This is a genomic window from Enterobacter cloacae complex sp. IR5403 (assembly GCF_049238705.1).
Lineage (GTDB): Bacteria > Pseudomonadota > Gammaproteobacteria > Enterobacterales > Enterobacteriaceae > Enterobacter > Enterobacter hormaechei_C.
Window position 1 is genome coordinate 1 of the sequence record NZ_JBMKHP010000015.1, and the last position, 14,148, is coordinate 14,148.

The 14,148-nt window shown below is 52.4% G+C and carries 12 protein-coding genes, 1 tRNA gene and 2 rRNA genes; 4 read left to right on the forward strand and 11 right to left on the reverse strand.

Annotated elements, in window-relative coordinates; translation table 11 throughout:
- The 3 genes from rrf (ACOTW6_RS17610) to rrf (ACOTW6_RS17620) form a co-directional block, all read left to right on the forward strand.
- Positions 1-99 (forward strand): 5S ribosomal RNA (gene rrf / locus ACOTW6_RS17610); the annotation flags it as partial.
- Positions 100-113: 14 nt separating this feature from the next.
- Positions 114-189: transfer RNA gene (locus tag ACOTW6_RS17615), tRNA-Thr, on the forward strand.
- A 43-nt stretch (positions 190-232) separates the two neighbouring features.
- Positions 233-348, forward strand: a 5S ribosomal RNA gene (gene rrf / locus ACOTW6_RS17620).
- A 340-nt stretch (positions 349-688) separates the two neighbouring features.
- On the opposite strand, the gene ACOTW6_RS17625 is transcribed toward rrf (ACOTW6_RS17620), so the two are convergent.
- The 3 genes from ACOTW6_RS17625 to ACOTW6_RS17635 all read right to left on the reverse strand — a co-directional run bounded on the left by ACOTW6_RS17625 (position 689) and on the right by ACOTW6_RS17635 (position 5,423).
- Complete coding sequence (locus tag ACOTW6_RS17625; RefSeq protein WP_003860364.1) at positions 689-910, reverse strand: lipoprotein; 222 nt, start codon at positions 908-910, stop codon at positions 689-691.
- A 248-nt stretch (positions 911-1,158) separates the two neighbouring features.
- Complete coding sequence (locus tag ACOTW6_RS17630; protein WP_213789287.1) at positions 1,159-4,272, reverse strand: efflux RND transporter permease subunit; 3,114 nt, start codon at positions 4,270-4,272, stop codon at positions 1,159-1,161.
- Between the two features lie 11 nt (positions 4,273-4,283).
- The gene (locus ACOTW6_RS17635) at positions 4,284-5,423 is read right to left on the reverse strand and encodes an efflux RND transporter periplasmic adaptor subunit (RefSeq protein ID WP_047051267.1); all 1,140 of its coding nucleotides are present in this window, start codon (positions 5,421-5,423) and stop codon (positions 4,284-4,286) included.
- A gap of 398 nt (positions 5,424-5,821) precedes the next feature.
- Between ACOTW6_RS17635 and envR the strand changes: the two genes are divergently transcribed.
- A complete protein-coding gene (gene envR, locus ACOTW6_RS17640; RefSeq protein ID WP_213789286.1) occupies positions 5,822-6,469 on the forward strand; it encodes an acrEF/envCD operon transcriptional regulator in 648 nt (215 codons plus the stop codon).
- Here envR and ACOTW6_RS17645 read toward each other — a convergent pair.
- From ACOTW6_RS17645 to ACOTW6_RS17680, 8 genes are all read right to left on the reverse strand, one after another.
- Positions 6,464-8,548: a putative bifunctional diguanylate cyclase/phosphodiesterase gene (locus ACOTW6_RS17645; protein ID WP_213789285.1), complete on the reverse strand. Its 2,085-nt coding sequence runs from the start codon at positions 8,546-8,548 to the stop codon at positions 6,464-6,466. The genes envR and ACOTW6_RS17645 overlap by 6 nt on opposite strands.
- A gap of 140 nt (positions 8,549-8,688) precedes the next feature.
- The gene (locus ACOTW6_RS17650) at positions 8,689-8,853 is read right to left on the reverse strand and encodes a DUF2556 family protein (protein ID WP_003860373.1); all 165 of its coding nucleotides are present in this window, start codon (positions 8,851-8,853) and stop codon (positions 8,689-8,691) included.
- A gap of 178 nt (positions 8,854-9,031) precedes the next feature.
- Positions 9,032-9,328: a DNA-binding transcriptional regulator Fis gene (gene fis, locus ACOTW6_RS17655; RefSeq protein WP_000462905.1), complete on the reverse strand. Its 297-nt coding sequence runs from the start codon at positions 9,326-9,328 to the stop codon at positions 9,032-9,034.
- Positions 9,329-9,351: 23 nt separating this feature from the next.
- Positions 9,352-10,317 (reverse strand): tRNA dihydrouridine synthase DusB, encoded by a 966-nt coding sequence (dusB, locus tag ACOTW6_RS17660; RefSeq protein WP_006812176.1) that lies wholly within the window; start codon positions 10,315-10,317, stop codon positions 9,352-9,354.
- A gap of 329 nt (positions 10,318-10,646) precedes the next feature.
- Complete coding sequence (locus tag ACOTW6_RS17665) at positions 10,647-11,387, reverse strand: carbonic anhydrase (RefSeq protein WP_213789289.1); 741 nt, start codon at positions 11,385-11,387, stop codon at positions 10,647-10,649.
- Between the two features lie 137 nt (positions 11,388-11,524).
- Positions 11,525-12,406 carry a 50S ribosomal protein L11 methyltransferase gene (prmA, locus tag ACOTW6_RS17670; protein WP_213789284.1) on the reverse strand — a complete coding sequence of 294 codons (882 nt, stop codon included), beginning with the start codon at positions 12,404-12,406 and terminating at the stop codon, positions 11,525-11,527.
- 11 nt (positions 12,407-12,417) lie between these two features.
- Positions 12,418-13,869, reverse strand: a complete 1,452-nt coding sequence (gene panF, locus ACOTW6_RS17675; protein WP_213789288.1) for a sodium/pantothenate symporter — start codon at positions 13,867-13,869, stop codon at positions 12,418-12,420.
- On the reverse strand, positions 13,859-14,101 hold the full coding sequence (locus ACOTW6_RS17680; RefSeq protein WP_003860385.1) for a YhdT family protein: 243 nt from the start codon (positions 14,099-14,101) through the stop codon (positions 13,859-13,861). Before ACOTW6_RS17680 ends, panF begins: the two co-directional genes overlap by 11 nt.
- Positions 14,102-14,148 lie beyond the last annotated feature (47 nt).

Here is a 14,148-nt window from a genome sequence, read left to right on the forward strand (position 1 = left end):
GGTGGTCCCACCTGACCCCATGCCGAACTCAGAAGTGAAACGCCGTAGCGCCGATGGTAGTGTGGGGTCTCCCCATGTGAGAGTAGGGAACTGCCAGGCATCAAATTTAGCGTGCTGATATGGCTCAGTTGGTAGAGCGCACCCTTGGTAAGGGTGAGGTCCCCAGTTCGACTCTGGGTATCAGCACCACTTTATACTTAGGTTAAAGTTCGGCAAGAAGTAAAAGAATTTGTCTGGCGGCTTTAGCGCGGTGGTCCCACCTGACCCCATGCCGAACTCAGAAGTGAAACGCCGTAGCGCCGATGGTAGTGTGGGGTCTCCCCATGTGAGAGTAGGGAACTGCCAGACATCAAACAAGTAGAAAGGCCATCCGAAAGGATGGCCTTTTTGCGTTATCTCTCCAGCTAAACCAATTCCCTCATTCGATGTTTTCACTGGTGCCGTTAATACCTTACGGACGTAGCGCTTTACCCTACTGAAACTGAAGTGGTGAAATGCATCCTGCTGGCTCGCAGTAGCGTTAAATGAATTAAATGTTATGCCAAATACTGTACAGGTAAGGGATATAGCGAGGAGTAAGGTAGCGTATTGAATTTAATTAATATCTGATGCTATTCGTGATGGGGAATATACGTTTCTTATATCAGGTAAAAATAAAAGCGCGGCCATCACCGCGCTTTTAGAAGCCTTATTTAGTCAGGGCGACAATACCGAGTGTCAGGCCAGCGATTGCCGCGGCGCCACCAGCAATCGCACCTGCTGTTTCCCAGTTATCCTGGGTAGTGCCCTTCATACAGGTATTGGTGTGAACCAGTCGCCCCTGATCGTCGTATACCGGTACACATGGAGAGTCGTGCGCGCAACCAGCAAGCAGCGCAGCGAGAAGTGCAACGGAAAGGAATCTTTTCATGATGTTACCTCAATATGATCACCTATTCGCTAAAGAGCCGATGCGGCAATTAACGAATCGATGATTATTTTACCACCGCACTAATACCATGCAGCACGGGGAATAATCTCAATTTGTGTGGATTGTAAAAATTATGAAGAAAAAAGCGCGGGCACTGATTATTAATGGAGGAAATGTGAAGAGGCGGCGTTTTATTACATTGTTTTCAGGAAATAAAAAAGGCACCAGAGGTGCCTTTATGATTTTCATTAATCCTTGTGCTTTGTAAATCGTCTCCGGACAACCACAAAGAAAACAGGAACAAAGAAAATGGCTAAGAGGGTGGCTGACAGCATCCCGCCCATCACGCCCGTCCCGACCGCATTTTGTGCCCCACTACCTGCACCGCTGCTGATGACCAGAGGCATAACACCAAGGATGAATGCCAGGGAAGTCATCAGGATAGGACGCAGACGCATACGCGAGGCTTCAAGCGTGGCTTCGATAATCCCTTTGCCTTCTTTATCCATGAGATCTTTGGCGAACTCAACGATCAGTATGGCGTTCTTGGCTGATAAACCAATTGTCGTAAGCAGACCAACCTGGAAGTAAACGTCATTGTTCAGCCCTCGCATAGATGCAGCCAGAAGCGCGCCGATCACCCCCAGAGGCACAACCAGCATGACCGAGAAGGGAATTGACCAGCTTTCATAGAGAGCCGCCAGACACAGGAACACCACAATCAGTGAAATGGCGTACAGCGCCGGAGCCTGATTCCCGGAAAGTCGTTCCTGATAAGACATCCCCGTCCAGTCGTAACCGATGCCGGAAGGCAGTTTTGACGCAAGGTTTTCCATCAGCGCCATTGCCTCACCGGTACTTTTGCCAGGTGCAGACTCACCGAGGATCTCCATTGATGGCATCCCATTGTAACGTTCCAGACGCGGTGAACCGTACACCCAGTGAGAGCTGCTAAAGGCAGAGAAAGGCACCATTTCGCCGTTAGCGCTACGCACATACAGGCCGTTAATGTCTCCGGGTAGCATACGGAAGCGAGCATCAGCCTGGACATAAACTTTTTTCACCCGTCCGTGATCGATAAAGTCGTTCACGTAGGTGCCACCCAGCGCTGTTGAAATCGTCTGATTGACGTCAGATACGCTCACACCCAGCGCCTGTGCCTTCTCCTGATCGACGTCCAGCTTGAACTGTGGCGTGTCTTCCAGTCCGTTAGGACGCACGCGGACCAGTAAGTCAGGATGTTCTCTCACCATGCCCAGCAGCTGGTTACGCGCCTGCGTTAACTGCGTATGTCCCAGGTTTGCCTGGTCAATCAATTCAAAGTCAAAGCCTGTTGCGGTACCCAGTTCAATAATGGCAGGCAGGTTAAACGGAAATACAAGACCATCTTTGATCTGGCTGAACGCTTTCGTCGCGCGGCTGACAATCGCCTCAACGCCGTTTTCCTTGCCCGGACGCTCTTCCCATGGCTTCAGGCTGACGAAAGCGATACCGGAGTTCTGCCCCTGTCCGCTAAAGCTAAACCCGTTTACGGTAAAGACCGATTCAACGTTCGCTTTCTCTTTCGTCAGGTAATAATCCTGAACCTGATCGAGTACCTGCTGGGTACGCATTTGCGTCGCCCCTGCCGGCAACTGAACCATCGTCATAAACACCCCCTGATCCTCTTCCGGCAGGAAGGAGGAAGGCAGGCGCAGGAACAGTACTGCCATGCCGCCGACGATGATGACGTAAACCAGCAGATAGCGGCCGGTCTTACGTAAAATGCCGCTTACGCTGTTGCTGTAGTGCTCCACACTCTTATCAAAGAGCGCGTTAAACCAGCCGAAGAAACCACCTTTCTTTTCATGATGTTCGCTGGTAACCGGTTTGAGCAGCGTGGCACAAAGAGCAGGCGTTAATATCAACGCCACCAGTACCGACAAGGCCATCGCGGAGACAATGGTCAGCGAGAACTGGCGATAGATAGCCCCGGTTGAACCACCAAAGAATGCCATCGGAATAAATACCGCCGAAAGCACCATGGCAATGCCCACCAGAGCACCCTGGATTTGCTCCATTGACTTCTGCGTCGCCTCTTTTGGCGGCAGCTTGTCCTCAACCATGACGCGTTCTACGTTCTCGACCACCACGATGGCGTCATCGACGAGCAGACCTATCGCCAATACCATCCCGAACATCGTCAGGGTGTTAATGGAGAACCCGAACGCAGCCAGTACCGCAAAGGTGCCCAGTAACACCACGGGCACGGCGATAGTGGGAATAAGCGTTGCCCGCAGGTTTTGCAGGAACAAGTACATCACCAGGAACACGAGAACAATCGCTTCAAACAGCGTCTTCACCACTTCATGGATGGAGATCTTCACGAAAGGTGTGGTGTCGTACGGATACACGACTTTCAGGCCCTGAGGGAAGAAGGGCTGCAACTGCGCCAGTTTACTCTTGATGGCGGCAGCGGTATCCAGCGCGTTTGCGCCAGTCGCCAGCTTGATCCCCAGCCCCGTTGCTGCCTGGCCATTGATTTTGGTGACCATGTTGTAGTTTTCGCCACCCAGCTCAATGCGGGCCACATCTTTCAGGTGGACCATTGAGCCGTCCTGGTTCACCTTCAGCGTCACACGACCAAACTCCTCCGGCGATTTCAGGCGCGTTTGAGCAATAATTGAGGCGTTCAGTTGCTGCCCGGGTACGGACGGCGTTCCGCCCAACTGGCCCGCAGCAATCTGATCGTTCTGCGTTTTCAGCTGGTTAATAACATCCAGCGGCGTGAGCTGATATTTGTTCATCGCGTTGCTGTCCAGCCAGATGCGCATTGCATACTGGGCACCGAACAGCTGCACGTCACCGACGCCGGAAGTACGGCTGATCGCATCTTTTACGTTAGAAGCAACATAGTCGGAGATATCATCCTGCGTGAGGTTTTTATTGTCCGACACAAAGCCAGCAACCAGCAGGAAGCTGCTGCTGGATTTCTCCACGCCGATACCTTGCTGCTGCACTTCTTGCGGTAGCAGCGGCATGGCGAGCTGGAGTTTGTTCTGAACCTGCACCTGCGCGATATCAGGATCCGTGCCAGACTGGAACGTCAGCGTAATGGTGACATTACCGGCGGAATCACTGGTGGACGACATGTACATCAGATTATCGATACCGTTCATGTTCTGTTCGATAACCTGAGTTACGGTGTCCTGTACCGTCTGGGCATCAGCGCCAGGGTAGGTTGCTGTCACTGCCACCGCCGGCGGCGCAATGGTCGGATATTGTGCGACCGGCAGTTTTAAAATGGCCAGCCCGCCCGCAATCATCAGAATGATGGCGAGTACCCAGGCGAAAACAGGCCGTTGAATAAAGAAATTAGCCATGTCGTTATTCCTTAACTGGCTGGAGTCGCGGCGGTATCAGGAATAGCCACGACGGTAACGCCAGGGCGAACTTTTTGCAGGCCGCTGATAATGACGCGGTCGCCGTTTTTCAGGCCTTCCGTGATCAGCCAGCGATCGCCAATCGCCTGCGGTGCAACGACAGTGCGTGATTCCACCTGGTTTTTATCGTTTACCACAAGCACGGTGGCATCCCCGCGTGGTGTACGGGTTACTCCCTGCTGGGGAACAAGAATGGCATCAGGCTGTGTACCCTCGTCAATGCGCGCACGGACAAACATACCCGGTAACAGCATATGCTGTGGGTTAGGGAAGAGGGCGCGAAGGGTGATTGAGCCGGTACTTTCATCTACCGTGACATCAGAGAACTGAAGCGTTCCTTTCAGCGGATAAGGCTGACCATTTTCCATCAGTAACTCGACGCTGCTGGTGTCTCCTTTTTGCAGGCTCGTCTGCTGCTTCAGGCGCATAAAATCGCTGCTGGATTGCGTCACATCGACATAAATGGGATCGAGTTGCTGAACCGTCGCCAGTGCAGTTGCCTGACCATTAGTGACTAACGCCCCTTCGGTGACGCTGGATTTACCAATACGCCCGTTGATTGGGGAGGTGACTTTCGTATAAGCCAGGTTGATCCGCGCGCTTTCAACGCCAGCCTTCGCGGCAACGACGCTCGCATCCGCCTGCTGGGCGGTTGCCACCGCCTGATCGTACTCCTGCTTGCTCACATATTGCGTACCGACCAGCGGAACGTAACGTTTCACCGTCAGATGAGCGATATTGGCCGCCGCCTGTGCTTTTACCAGTTCACCTTTCGCATTGTCGTAGGCTGCCTGATAGGTGGCCGGATCGATCTGATAAAGGGAGTCACCCGCTTTGACGTCGCTGCCTTCGGTAAAATTACGGTGCAGAATGATACCACTTACCTGGGGACGAACCTCCGCAACACGATACGCGTCAGTTCTGCCAGGCAATTCTGTCGTTACGGCCAGTGGCGCGCTTTTAACAATATGAACACTGACCTGAGGAGCTTGCGCATGCTGCTGTGGGTTTTCTTGCCCATCGCACCCGGTGAGCAGAGCGGCACAGACAATGAAACCGTATAAGGGTAAGCATCTGAAGTGATTCGTCATTACTGTTCCTTAAACTACCCCTGAACCGATATTTGTCTTGAATCGGTGAAAGGGTGTGAGGCAAAAAAAGAAATGTAGCTGCGTATAATAATGAGGGTATTTAATGTTTTTTAATTTATACGTGCTGATGGCGCTTTTAAAAAGTAAAAATCAGAATCTGACCCAGTGCATTCGACACGCTATTTCTGTCAGGATATTCAACGAAATGCTTTTTGGTGAATGCCATTCATACCTTTCATGTATTTAATGTATTCAATATATTCACGAGATTTATAAATTAAATGAATTGACTTTTTTTGTGCAAAACTAATACGGATTTTGGTTAATACTTTGTCTGGCACGACCACGGCAATATCCTTTGATAACGTATCAATTTTGTAAGTAACGAGTAGCAGGTTATGGCGCGCAAAAAGAAAGAAGAGGCACAAAAGACCCGCCAGCAGCTGATTGAAGCCGCTATCAGGCTATTCGCGACGCGTGGCGTGGCCAGCACCACGCTTACCGACATTGCCGATGCTGCTCAACTCACTCGCGGGGCGGTTTACTGGCATTTCTCGAGTAAAGCGGAAATATTTAACGCAATATGGGAACAGCAATTGCCGCTGCGTGAAATCATTCGTGACAGGCTAATGCTTACCGAAAATGACGACCCTTTGTTAATGCTTCGTGAACAATTTATTGTCGCGTTGCAATATATTGCGAGCGAACCCCGACAGTATGCGCTTTTACAAATTCTGTATCATAAATGTGAATTTCATGACGATGTGATTTCAGAATGTGAAATACGCAAGCGGATCGGTTTAAACGATGGTTATCTTCGCAAGACGCTAAAGCGATGCATTGCTCATAACATTATCTCTTCACAAACTAATATTGAACTGGCGCTGATTGTTTTCCATGCCTTTTTTAGCGGAGTCATTAAAAACTGGCTAATGGATAACACCCGTTTTAATCTGTACAAACAAGCACCGGCGCTGGTGGATAATATTCTGGCGACACTAAATATCACCCGAGTGGCGCCAGTGATTTACGATACAGCCTCATGACTGCGTCCGGGGTGGCGACATCTCCCCGTGCTGGCACTGTTCCATAATAGCTTGCGCGGTGATTGGTTTGCCCAGCAGATAACCCTGTAGCGTATTGCATCCCAGTTCTGTCAGGAAGGTCTGCTGCGCTGCGGTTTCGACCCCTTCCGCCACGACCTTCAGATTCAGCGTTTTTGCCAGGGCGACAATTGCCGAGACAATTGTCGCATCTTCGCTCTCTCCGCTTAACTCTTTCACAAAAGCGCGATCGATTTTCAACTCGCAGGCGGGAAGCCGCTTAAGATAGAGAAGGCTTGAGTAACCGGTGCCAAAATCGTCTATCGAGGCTTTTACTCCCGCATCCGTCAGCGCTGTCAGGACACGAACGCTTTCGTCCGGATTGTTCATTGCCGTGGTTTCAGTCACTTCCAGGATCAACATGCCGGGTGGCACGCTATGGCGCGTCAGACAATCGAGAACCGTTTTAACCAGCGACGGCTGTTCGAACTGCAACGTAGAAAGATTCACCGCCATTGACCAGTCCGTGTGGCCCTGAAGGTGCCATTCACGCAGCTGGCGGCAGGCCTCGTCGATTACCCAGTTTCCAATCGGAATAATCAGCCCCGTTTTCTCTGCCAGCGGTAGAAACAGGTCGGGGGAGAGTAATCCCTGTTTGGGATGCTGCCAGCGTAACAGCGCTTCGAACCCGAGGACCGGTCCGGCAGGGGCGTGGAATTTAGGTTGATAAAGCAGGCGTAACTCATTACGGTCGATGGCCTGCCACAGATCATTCATCAGCTGTAGATGCGTCTGCGCCAGCGTATTCATTGACGGCTGGAAGAAGTGATAGCCGTTACGACCCATATGTTTTGTGTGGTACATCGCAGCATCAGCGTTAAACATCAGTTCACGATCGGTTTTGCCATCGTGTGGATAGAGCGCAATGCCAATGCTCAGGGTGACCATCAGTTCGTAAGGATCGAGATGGAACGGGCTATCAATGACGCGCACCAGTGAATTTGCCAGTGAGGCAGCATCATCCGGAGTGGCGGTTTCGGCCAGCAGGACGAATTCATCCCCACCGATACGCGCCAGCGTGTACTGACCTTTCAACTGCAACAGCAAACGCTGAGTCACCGCTACCAGAAGCTTGTCACCGACATCATGACCATAGGCATCGTTGACGGTTTTAAAGCCGTCGAGATCCATAAACATCAGCGCGAAAGGGCTTCCTTCGCGATCGGCCTTGCTGATGGCCTGATCGAGGCGATCCTCAAGCAGAATACGATTGGGTAATCGCGTCAGCGTATCATGCAACGCCAGCTGTGCGAGTTCACGGTTCGCTTCTGCCAGTGATGAGGCCAGCAGCGAGGTACGAGCCTGAAGGCGGGCATCGAACATCGACACCAGCAGCGTAATCCCCAGAATAGCGAGCGCGACCACGCTAACCAGTATCGCAAGCCAGCTCCCGTTAATGCCATGATGGTGGACCATCGTCGACATCGGAAATTGTGCTGCTTCCATGCCAGCGTAATGCATGCCAGTGATAGCGATGCCCATGGTGATCGCCGCCCCCAGCCGCATCGACGCCATTCGTGCAGCTTCCTGACGTAAACGGAACGTCAGCCAAAGAGCGGCCAGTGAAGCGGCAAGGGCTATGAGCACAGAGATAGCCACCCACGTTTTATCCCAGACAATACCCGGTGTGACCTCCAGGGCAGCCATACCGGTGTAGTGCATGGCAACAATGCCCGTTCCCATCACGACGGCGCCAGGCAGTAACCGACGCAAACGTAGCTGCTCGCCGCTAACGAGCCACAGGGCGAACATTGACGAGCTGATGGCGATAACCATCGAAAGCACGGTCAGGGCCGCGTTGTAACTCATGCTCATGGAAAGATCCATCGCCAGCATACCGATGAAATGCATCGCCCATACGCCAATCCCCATCGAAACACCGCCACCTGCCAGCCAGACGCGTGCAGCGACGCCCTGGCTTCCGGCAACGCGCGCAGCCATATTCAGCGCGGTATAGGCGGCAAGAATGGCAACGATAAAGGAGATGACTACGAGGATTTGGTTGTATTGGCTAACCAGCATGGTCTGTTCACTCGTTGTGAGACGTTAAGCAAGAGCGGTTGGAAAGGGCACAGACATTATCATCGTCAGGAAATGACGAAAAGTGATTTAAATCCCTGTTTTTATTAGGTGTTAACAGGGGTTTTACAGGATGGAAGCGGTTAGTCCAGCTCTGAGCAGTTGACCAGTTTAAGCGGGTTCACGGAATTCATATTGCGACATTTATCGGTTTCGGTGCTCATCAGTTCAATCCACTGCATCAGCAGCGCATCGAAAATGAAAACAGAGACAGCAAAAACGACCAGCCACCAGTATTTACGAATCATGTGTCATTCCGCGAAAAGAGAGCCTGTAAGTTGGTGGAAATATACACGAAAAGCGGGCGTTGAAAAGTGGGGAAAGGGAAGGTTTACAAAGCGTTGACGGTTGTCCGTCCGGGCGATAAAAAAGGCGCTTCCCCATGCCGAAGAGCGCCTTTTTAAACAAGCAGTTAGCTAATCGAAATTAGTTCATGCCGTATTTTTTCAGTTTCTTACGCAGGGTACCACGGTTGATGCCCATCATCAGGGCAGCGCGGGTTTGATTACCACGGGTGTATTGCATCACCATGTCCAACAGTGGCTGTTCAACTTCAGCCAGTACCAGCTCATACAGGTCATTAACATCCTGACCGTTCAGTTGAGCAAAATAGTTCTTCAGTGCCTGTTTAACCGAGTCACGCAGGGGCTTTTGAGTCACCTGATCCTGAGAGTTAACGGTAGAAACGGTCAGTACGTCAGAATTTACGCGTTGTTCGAACATAGTTCTGTCAGCTCTTTATTTCATTACGCAAGATTTTCGAAGTATGCCTCCAACGCCTCCAGCTGTTCGCTGGCATCCTCAATGGCGTTGAATGTGCGCCGAAACTGGTCATTTGGAGCGTGCTCCTGGAGATACCAGGAGACGTGTTTACGCGCAATTCGGTACCCTTTTGCCTGGCCGTAGTGGTCATGCAATTCCCGAACATGCGAACAAAGCAAGCGCTTGACCTCTGCCAGAGGCAGCGGGGCAAGCAGCTCCCCAGTGTCCAGATAATGCTGGATTTCCCGAAAGATCCAGGGTCTTCCCTGAGCGGCACGTCCTATCATCAGAGCATCAGCTCCCGTATAGTCGAGCACAGCTCTGGCTTTAAGCGGGTCAGTAATGTCGCCATTCGCGATAATCGGAATGGAAACTTTCTGCTTAACTGCCCGAATGCTGTCGTATTCAGCTTCACCGTTGAACAAACAGGCGCGAGTGCGTCCATGAATGGTCAGGGCCTGAATGCCACAGTCTTCGGCCAGTTGGGCAATCTCTACGCAGTTACGGTGTTCCGGCGACCAACCCGTGCGAATCTTCAACGTAACAGGAACGTCCACTGCGCTGACAACCGCCGTCAGGATTGACTTCACCTGGTCGGGGTATTGCAGAAGGGCTGAACCTGCAAGCTTGCGATTCACCTTTTTGGCCGGGCAACCCATATTGATATCAATAATCTGGGCGCCACTTTCCACGTTAATACGCGCGGCATCTGCCATCTCTTCAGGCACGCTTCCGGCAATTTGCACGGTGCGGATACCTGGTTCATCCACGTGCACCATCCGAAGGCGGGATTTGTCGCTTTCCCAAACCTGCGGGTTAGACGACATCATCTCGGAAACGGTTAATCCTGCTCCCATCTCGTAGCACAGCGTCCTGAACGGCCGGTCGGTAATACCTGCCATTGGGGCTGCGATCAGGCGATTTCTGAGCTGGTGGTGTCCGATGCGCATGAGTTAAGAAATGACCATACTGTGACTGCAAGGCGGCGTATATTACGCATTTTTTGCACGAGATGAAAGGCCAAACTTTGAACAATCCTCTGTTGTAGATCAAGGAATCGCCAGTCATTCTTTTCGGATAAGATTATTCGCTATTTAAATCATTGTGTTATGAATAAATGAACATTTTGTGGGCGCTTACAATTTCCCGTAACTTCTCATCATTTCTGAATAAATGGATCAATTGTCCGGGATAATCTGCTGCTATAAGCAGCAGATTATGGCGCTTCTTTGCGATCTGCGTCGCATTTCAGCACAGGATATCAACGTACAAAATCGACTTATTCAACAACCAGACGGCCATGAAGCGGCTGAACCGGGCGGCTGTTTTCGTGGTGCATGGTGTGAGTGAATTTTTGCAGCTGTTCAGCAGAGACGGTCAGCGGATGCTTGAGCACCAGCCACGTTACCCCTTCTGAACACGGTGGCGTGGTCAGAGAGCCGCTAAAACGCCAGTAGGTTTTATCCGCGGGCAGTAATTTGTTCACATCGAGGGTTGGCTTAATCGTGACGTTCTGGTCAACCTGTCCTGGCATCACGCCCCAGAGTTTATCCAGCTCAGTGTTTGCCGCGCCCTGATCGAACATAACGGCAACGACCGTCAGTTCACCGTCAGCGTTTTTATGGACCAGATGCATTTCCATTGCGTATTTTTTACCGTGCACCGTGTTTTCGGATGGCGTATGGAAATGGAACTGCTGTAACGTCCAACGCTGTTTATCAAGCGTGATGCTGTCGCGTGTATCGGCATTTTCACTCGCCTGGATAGTATGGCCGTTGTTTGTCAGAATGACCGGGCCGTCGATATAGTGCGTTTCCAGCGGAGAGATGTGGGCTTTGACCGTGTTATCTATGTTGACCGGCGACTGATACATCCCGCTTTTACAGGTCTTGTACGCCTCGTCCAGTTCGCCCCAGTGTTCCGGTGCGCCTTCTCCCTGATAGCTCCAGTGTGATGCGTAAGCCGTAGCTGAAATCATGCTCAGCGCCAGCAGCGCTGCCTTGCCTGAAATGTGTTTCATCATATTCTTCCTGTAAATTTTATTATCCAAATCAACAATTAACATTATGATTTGTGCGGTTATTTTATCGAAGAAAGGAAGAAGGCGGGAGAAAAAACCGAAGGGAAAAGGCGTGGTCAGACGACCACGCCAAACGCTTATTTTTTGCGGCCGGTGATGCGACACCACTCTTCTTTTTCGACCACCGGGTCGAGCGTAAAGAGATCGGCGTAGGCTTCACAGACGCTGTCTGCCTGGCTGGCAAGGATACCGGACAGGCCCAGCAGACCGCCTTCAACCGGCAGGACGCTGATTAACGGCGCCAGCTCGCGTAACGGGCCAGCCAGGATATTCGCGACCACCACATCGGCTTTCATGGCCTCTGGCTGTGCATCAGGCAGATACAGTTCAAGGCGATCGGAAACGCCATTACGCTCGGCGTTATCACGGCTGGCCTGAATCGCCTGCGGATCGATATCGATCCCGATGGCTTTTGCCGCGCCCAGTTTCAGTGCTGCGATAGCAAGGATCCCGGAACCGCAACCGAAGTCGATCACGGTTTTGCCTTCCAGATCCAGGCCATCCAGCCATTGCAGGCACAGGGAGGTTGTCGGGTGAGTACCGGTGCCGAACGCCAGGCCCGGATCCAGCATCACGTTGACGGCGTTTTCATCAGGCACTTCACGCCAGCTTGGGCAGATCCACAGACGCTGACCAAACTGCATCGGATGGAAGTTGTCCATCCACTCGCGTTCCCAGTCTTTGTCTTCCAGCTGTTCAATTTTATGCGCGAAACCCTCGCCCAGCAGCGGATGGTTTTCCAGAATCGCCACGACCTCTTTCATGTCGGTTTCTGCATCGAACAGGCCGATAACGTCCGTATCACCCCACAGGCGCGTTTCGCCTGGCAGCGGCTCAAAGACCGGCGTGTCATGCGTGTCCTGGAAGGTGATAGAGACCGAACCGGCCTCCATCAGCGCATCACTCAGTTCTTCGGCGTTCGCGCCGGTTGTGTTCAGTTTTAATTGGATCCACGGCATGGCAAAACTCTTTATTTGTCAGTAGAAATCAGGGCAGTTTGTGGCACCGGTCGACCAAAACGGTTTCCCACCACAAACGCCAGTAAACTTAACAGTAACGAAGGCACGATCGGATGGAAGCCCAGATACTGAATTTTAAACGTGGCGAGAGCGGCATACAGGACGCCCCCGACAATCATGCCGCTTAATGCACCCGCGGCATTCGCGCGTTCCCAGTACAGCCCCAGCACCAGCGGCCACAGGAAAACGGCCTCCAGCCCGCCAAAGGCGAGCAGGTTCAGCCAGATGATCATCTCTGGTGGACGCCATGCGGCCAGCAGCAGCAACGCCCCCAGCACCAGGGTAATCACCGCCGACATACGCTTGAGGCGTCGCTCATTTTCGACCTGTTCAGGGCGCAAATTCAGATAGAGATCTTTAATGATCGTAGCGGAACTTTGCAGCAACTGAGCGTTGATGGTCGACATAATGGCCGCCATGGGTGCGGCGAGGAAAATCCCGGCGGCAAACGGCGGAAGCACTTTCACCATCAGGGTCGGAATGACCAGATCCGGTACGGTAAGGTCAGGGATCACCGCGCGTCCCAGCGCGCCCGCCAGATGCATACCGAACATCAGGATCGCCACCACAATTGTCCCGATAATGATCCCGCGGTGCACCGCTTTGCTGTCTTTATATGAGATGCAGCGCACGGCGGTATGCGGCAGGCCAATCACGCCAAAGCACACCAGCACCCAGAACGAGGTCATAAAGGTTGGCGAGAGGATGTCATCCGCCCCCTGCGGCGAGACCAGTTTCGGATCGATCGCTTCCAGGGTTTCAACCGCATGGCTCAGGCCTCCTGCGGCATGCACGATACCTACCAGCAGAACGAGGGTGCCAATGAGCATCACCATCCCCTGCATCGTGTCGTTGAGTACGCTGGCGCGGAACCCGCCAAACGCGGTATACAGCGCGATACTCACACCGAAAATGACCAGACCTGTCTCATAGGGGATACCGGCTGCCGTCTCCAGCAGACGTGCGCCGCCGATAAACTGCACCGTCATTGCGCCAATAAACGCCACCAGCAGACTCAGGCTTGCCAGCCATACCAGCAAGCGACTCTGATAGCGGGCAAACAGCATATCGTTCAGCGTTACGGCATTGTAGCGACGGGCCAGAATGGCAAACTTTTTACCCAGTATGCCCAGAGAGAGCCAAATGGCAGGCAGCTGGATCATGGCCAGCAGTACCCAGCCCAGCCCGTACTTATAAGCGGCGCCGGGGCCACCAATAAACGAGCTGGCGCTGATGTACGTGGCGGTCAGCGTCATGGCCAGCACGACGCCACCCATTGAGCGGCTCCCGAGGAAATACTCGTTCAGAAAGGTGCCGGTCGAACGTTTACGCATCGCATAAACCGACAGGCCAAACACCAGGAACAGGTAAGCGATAAGGGGCAGAATGACTTCAAGCTGCATCATCGTCCTCCAGTGAAATATCGCGATAGATGAATTTCACCATCGCCCAGCACAGCAGGATAAACACCAGCGGCAGCAGCAGGCAGGCCATTTCAAACCAGTGCGGGAGACCGGTAATGCCAATCGCCGAATCAGGTAAGTAAGCAGTTACTAACCATGCAGCGAGATAGAGAAGGGTCAACCACAGCGCCCAGCGCGCTTCTTTATGGGCCTGAACAAAACGTTTGTCCATTTTTTGTCCCTTGTGGATGAAGAAAGCGGGGATTGTACATGATGGGG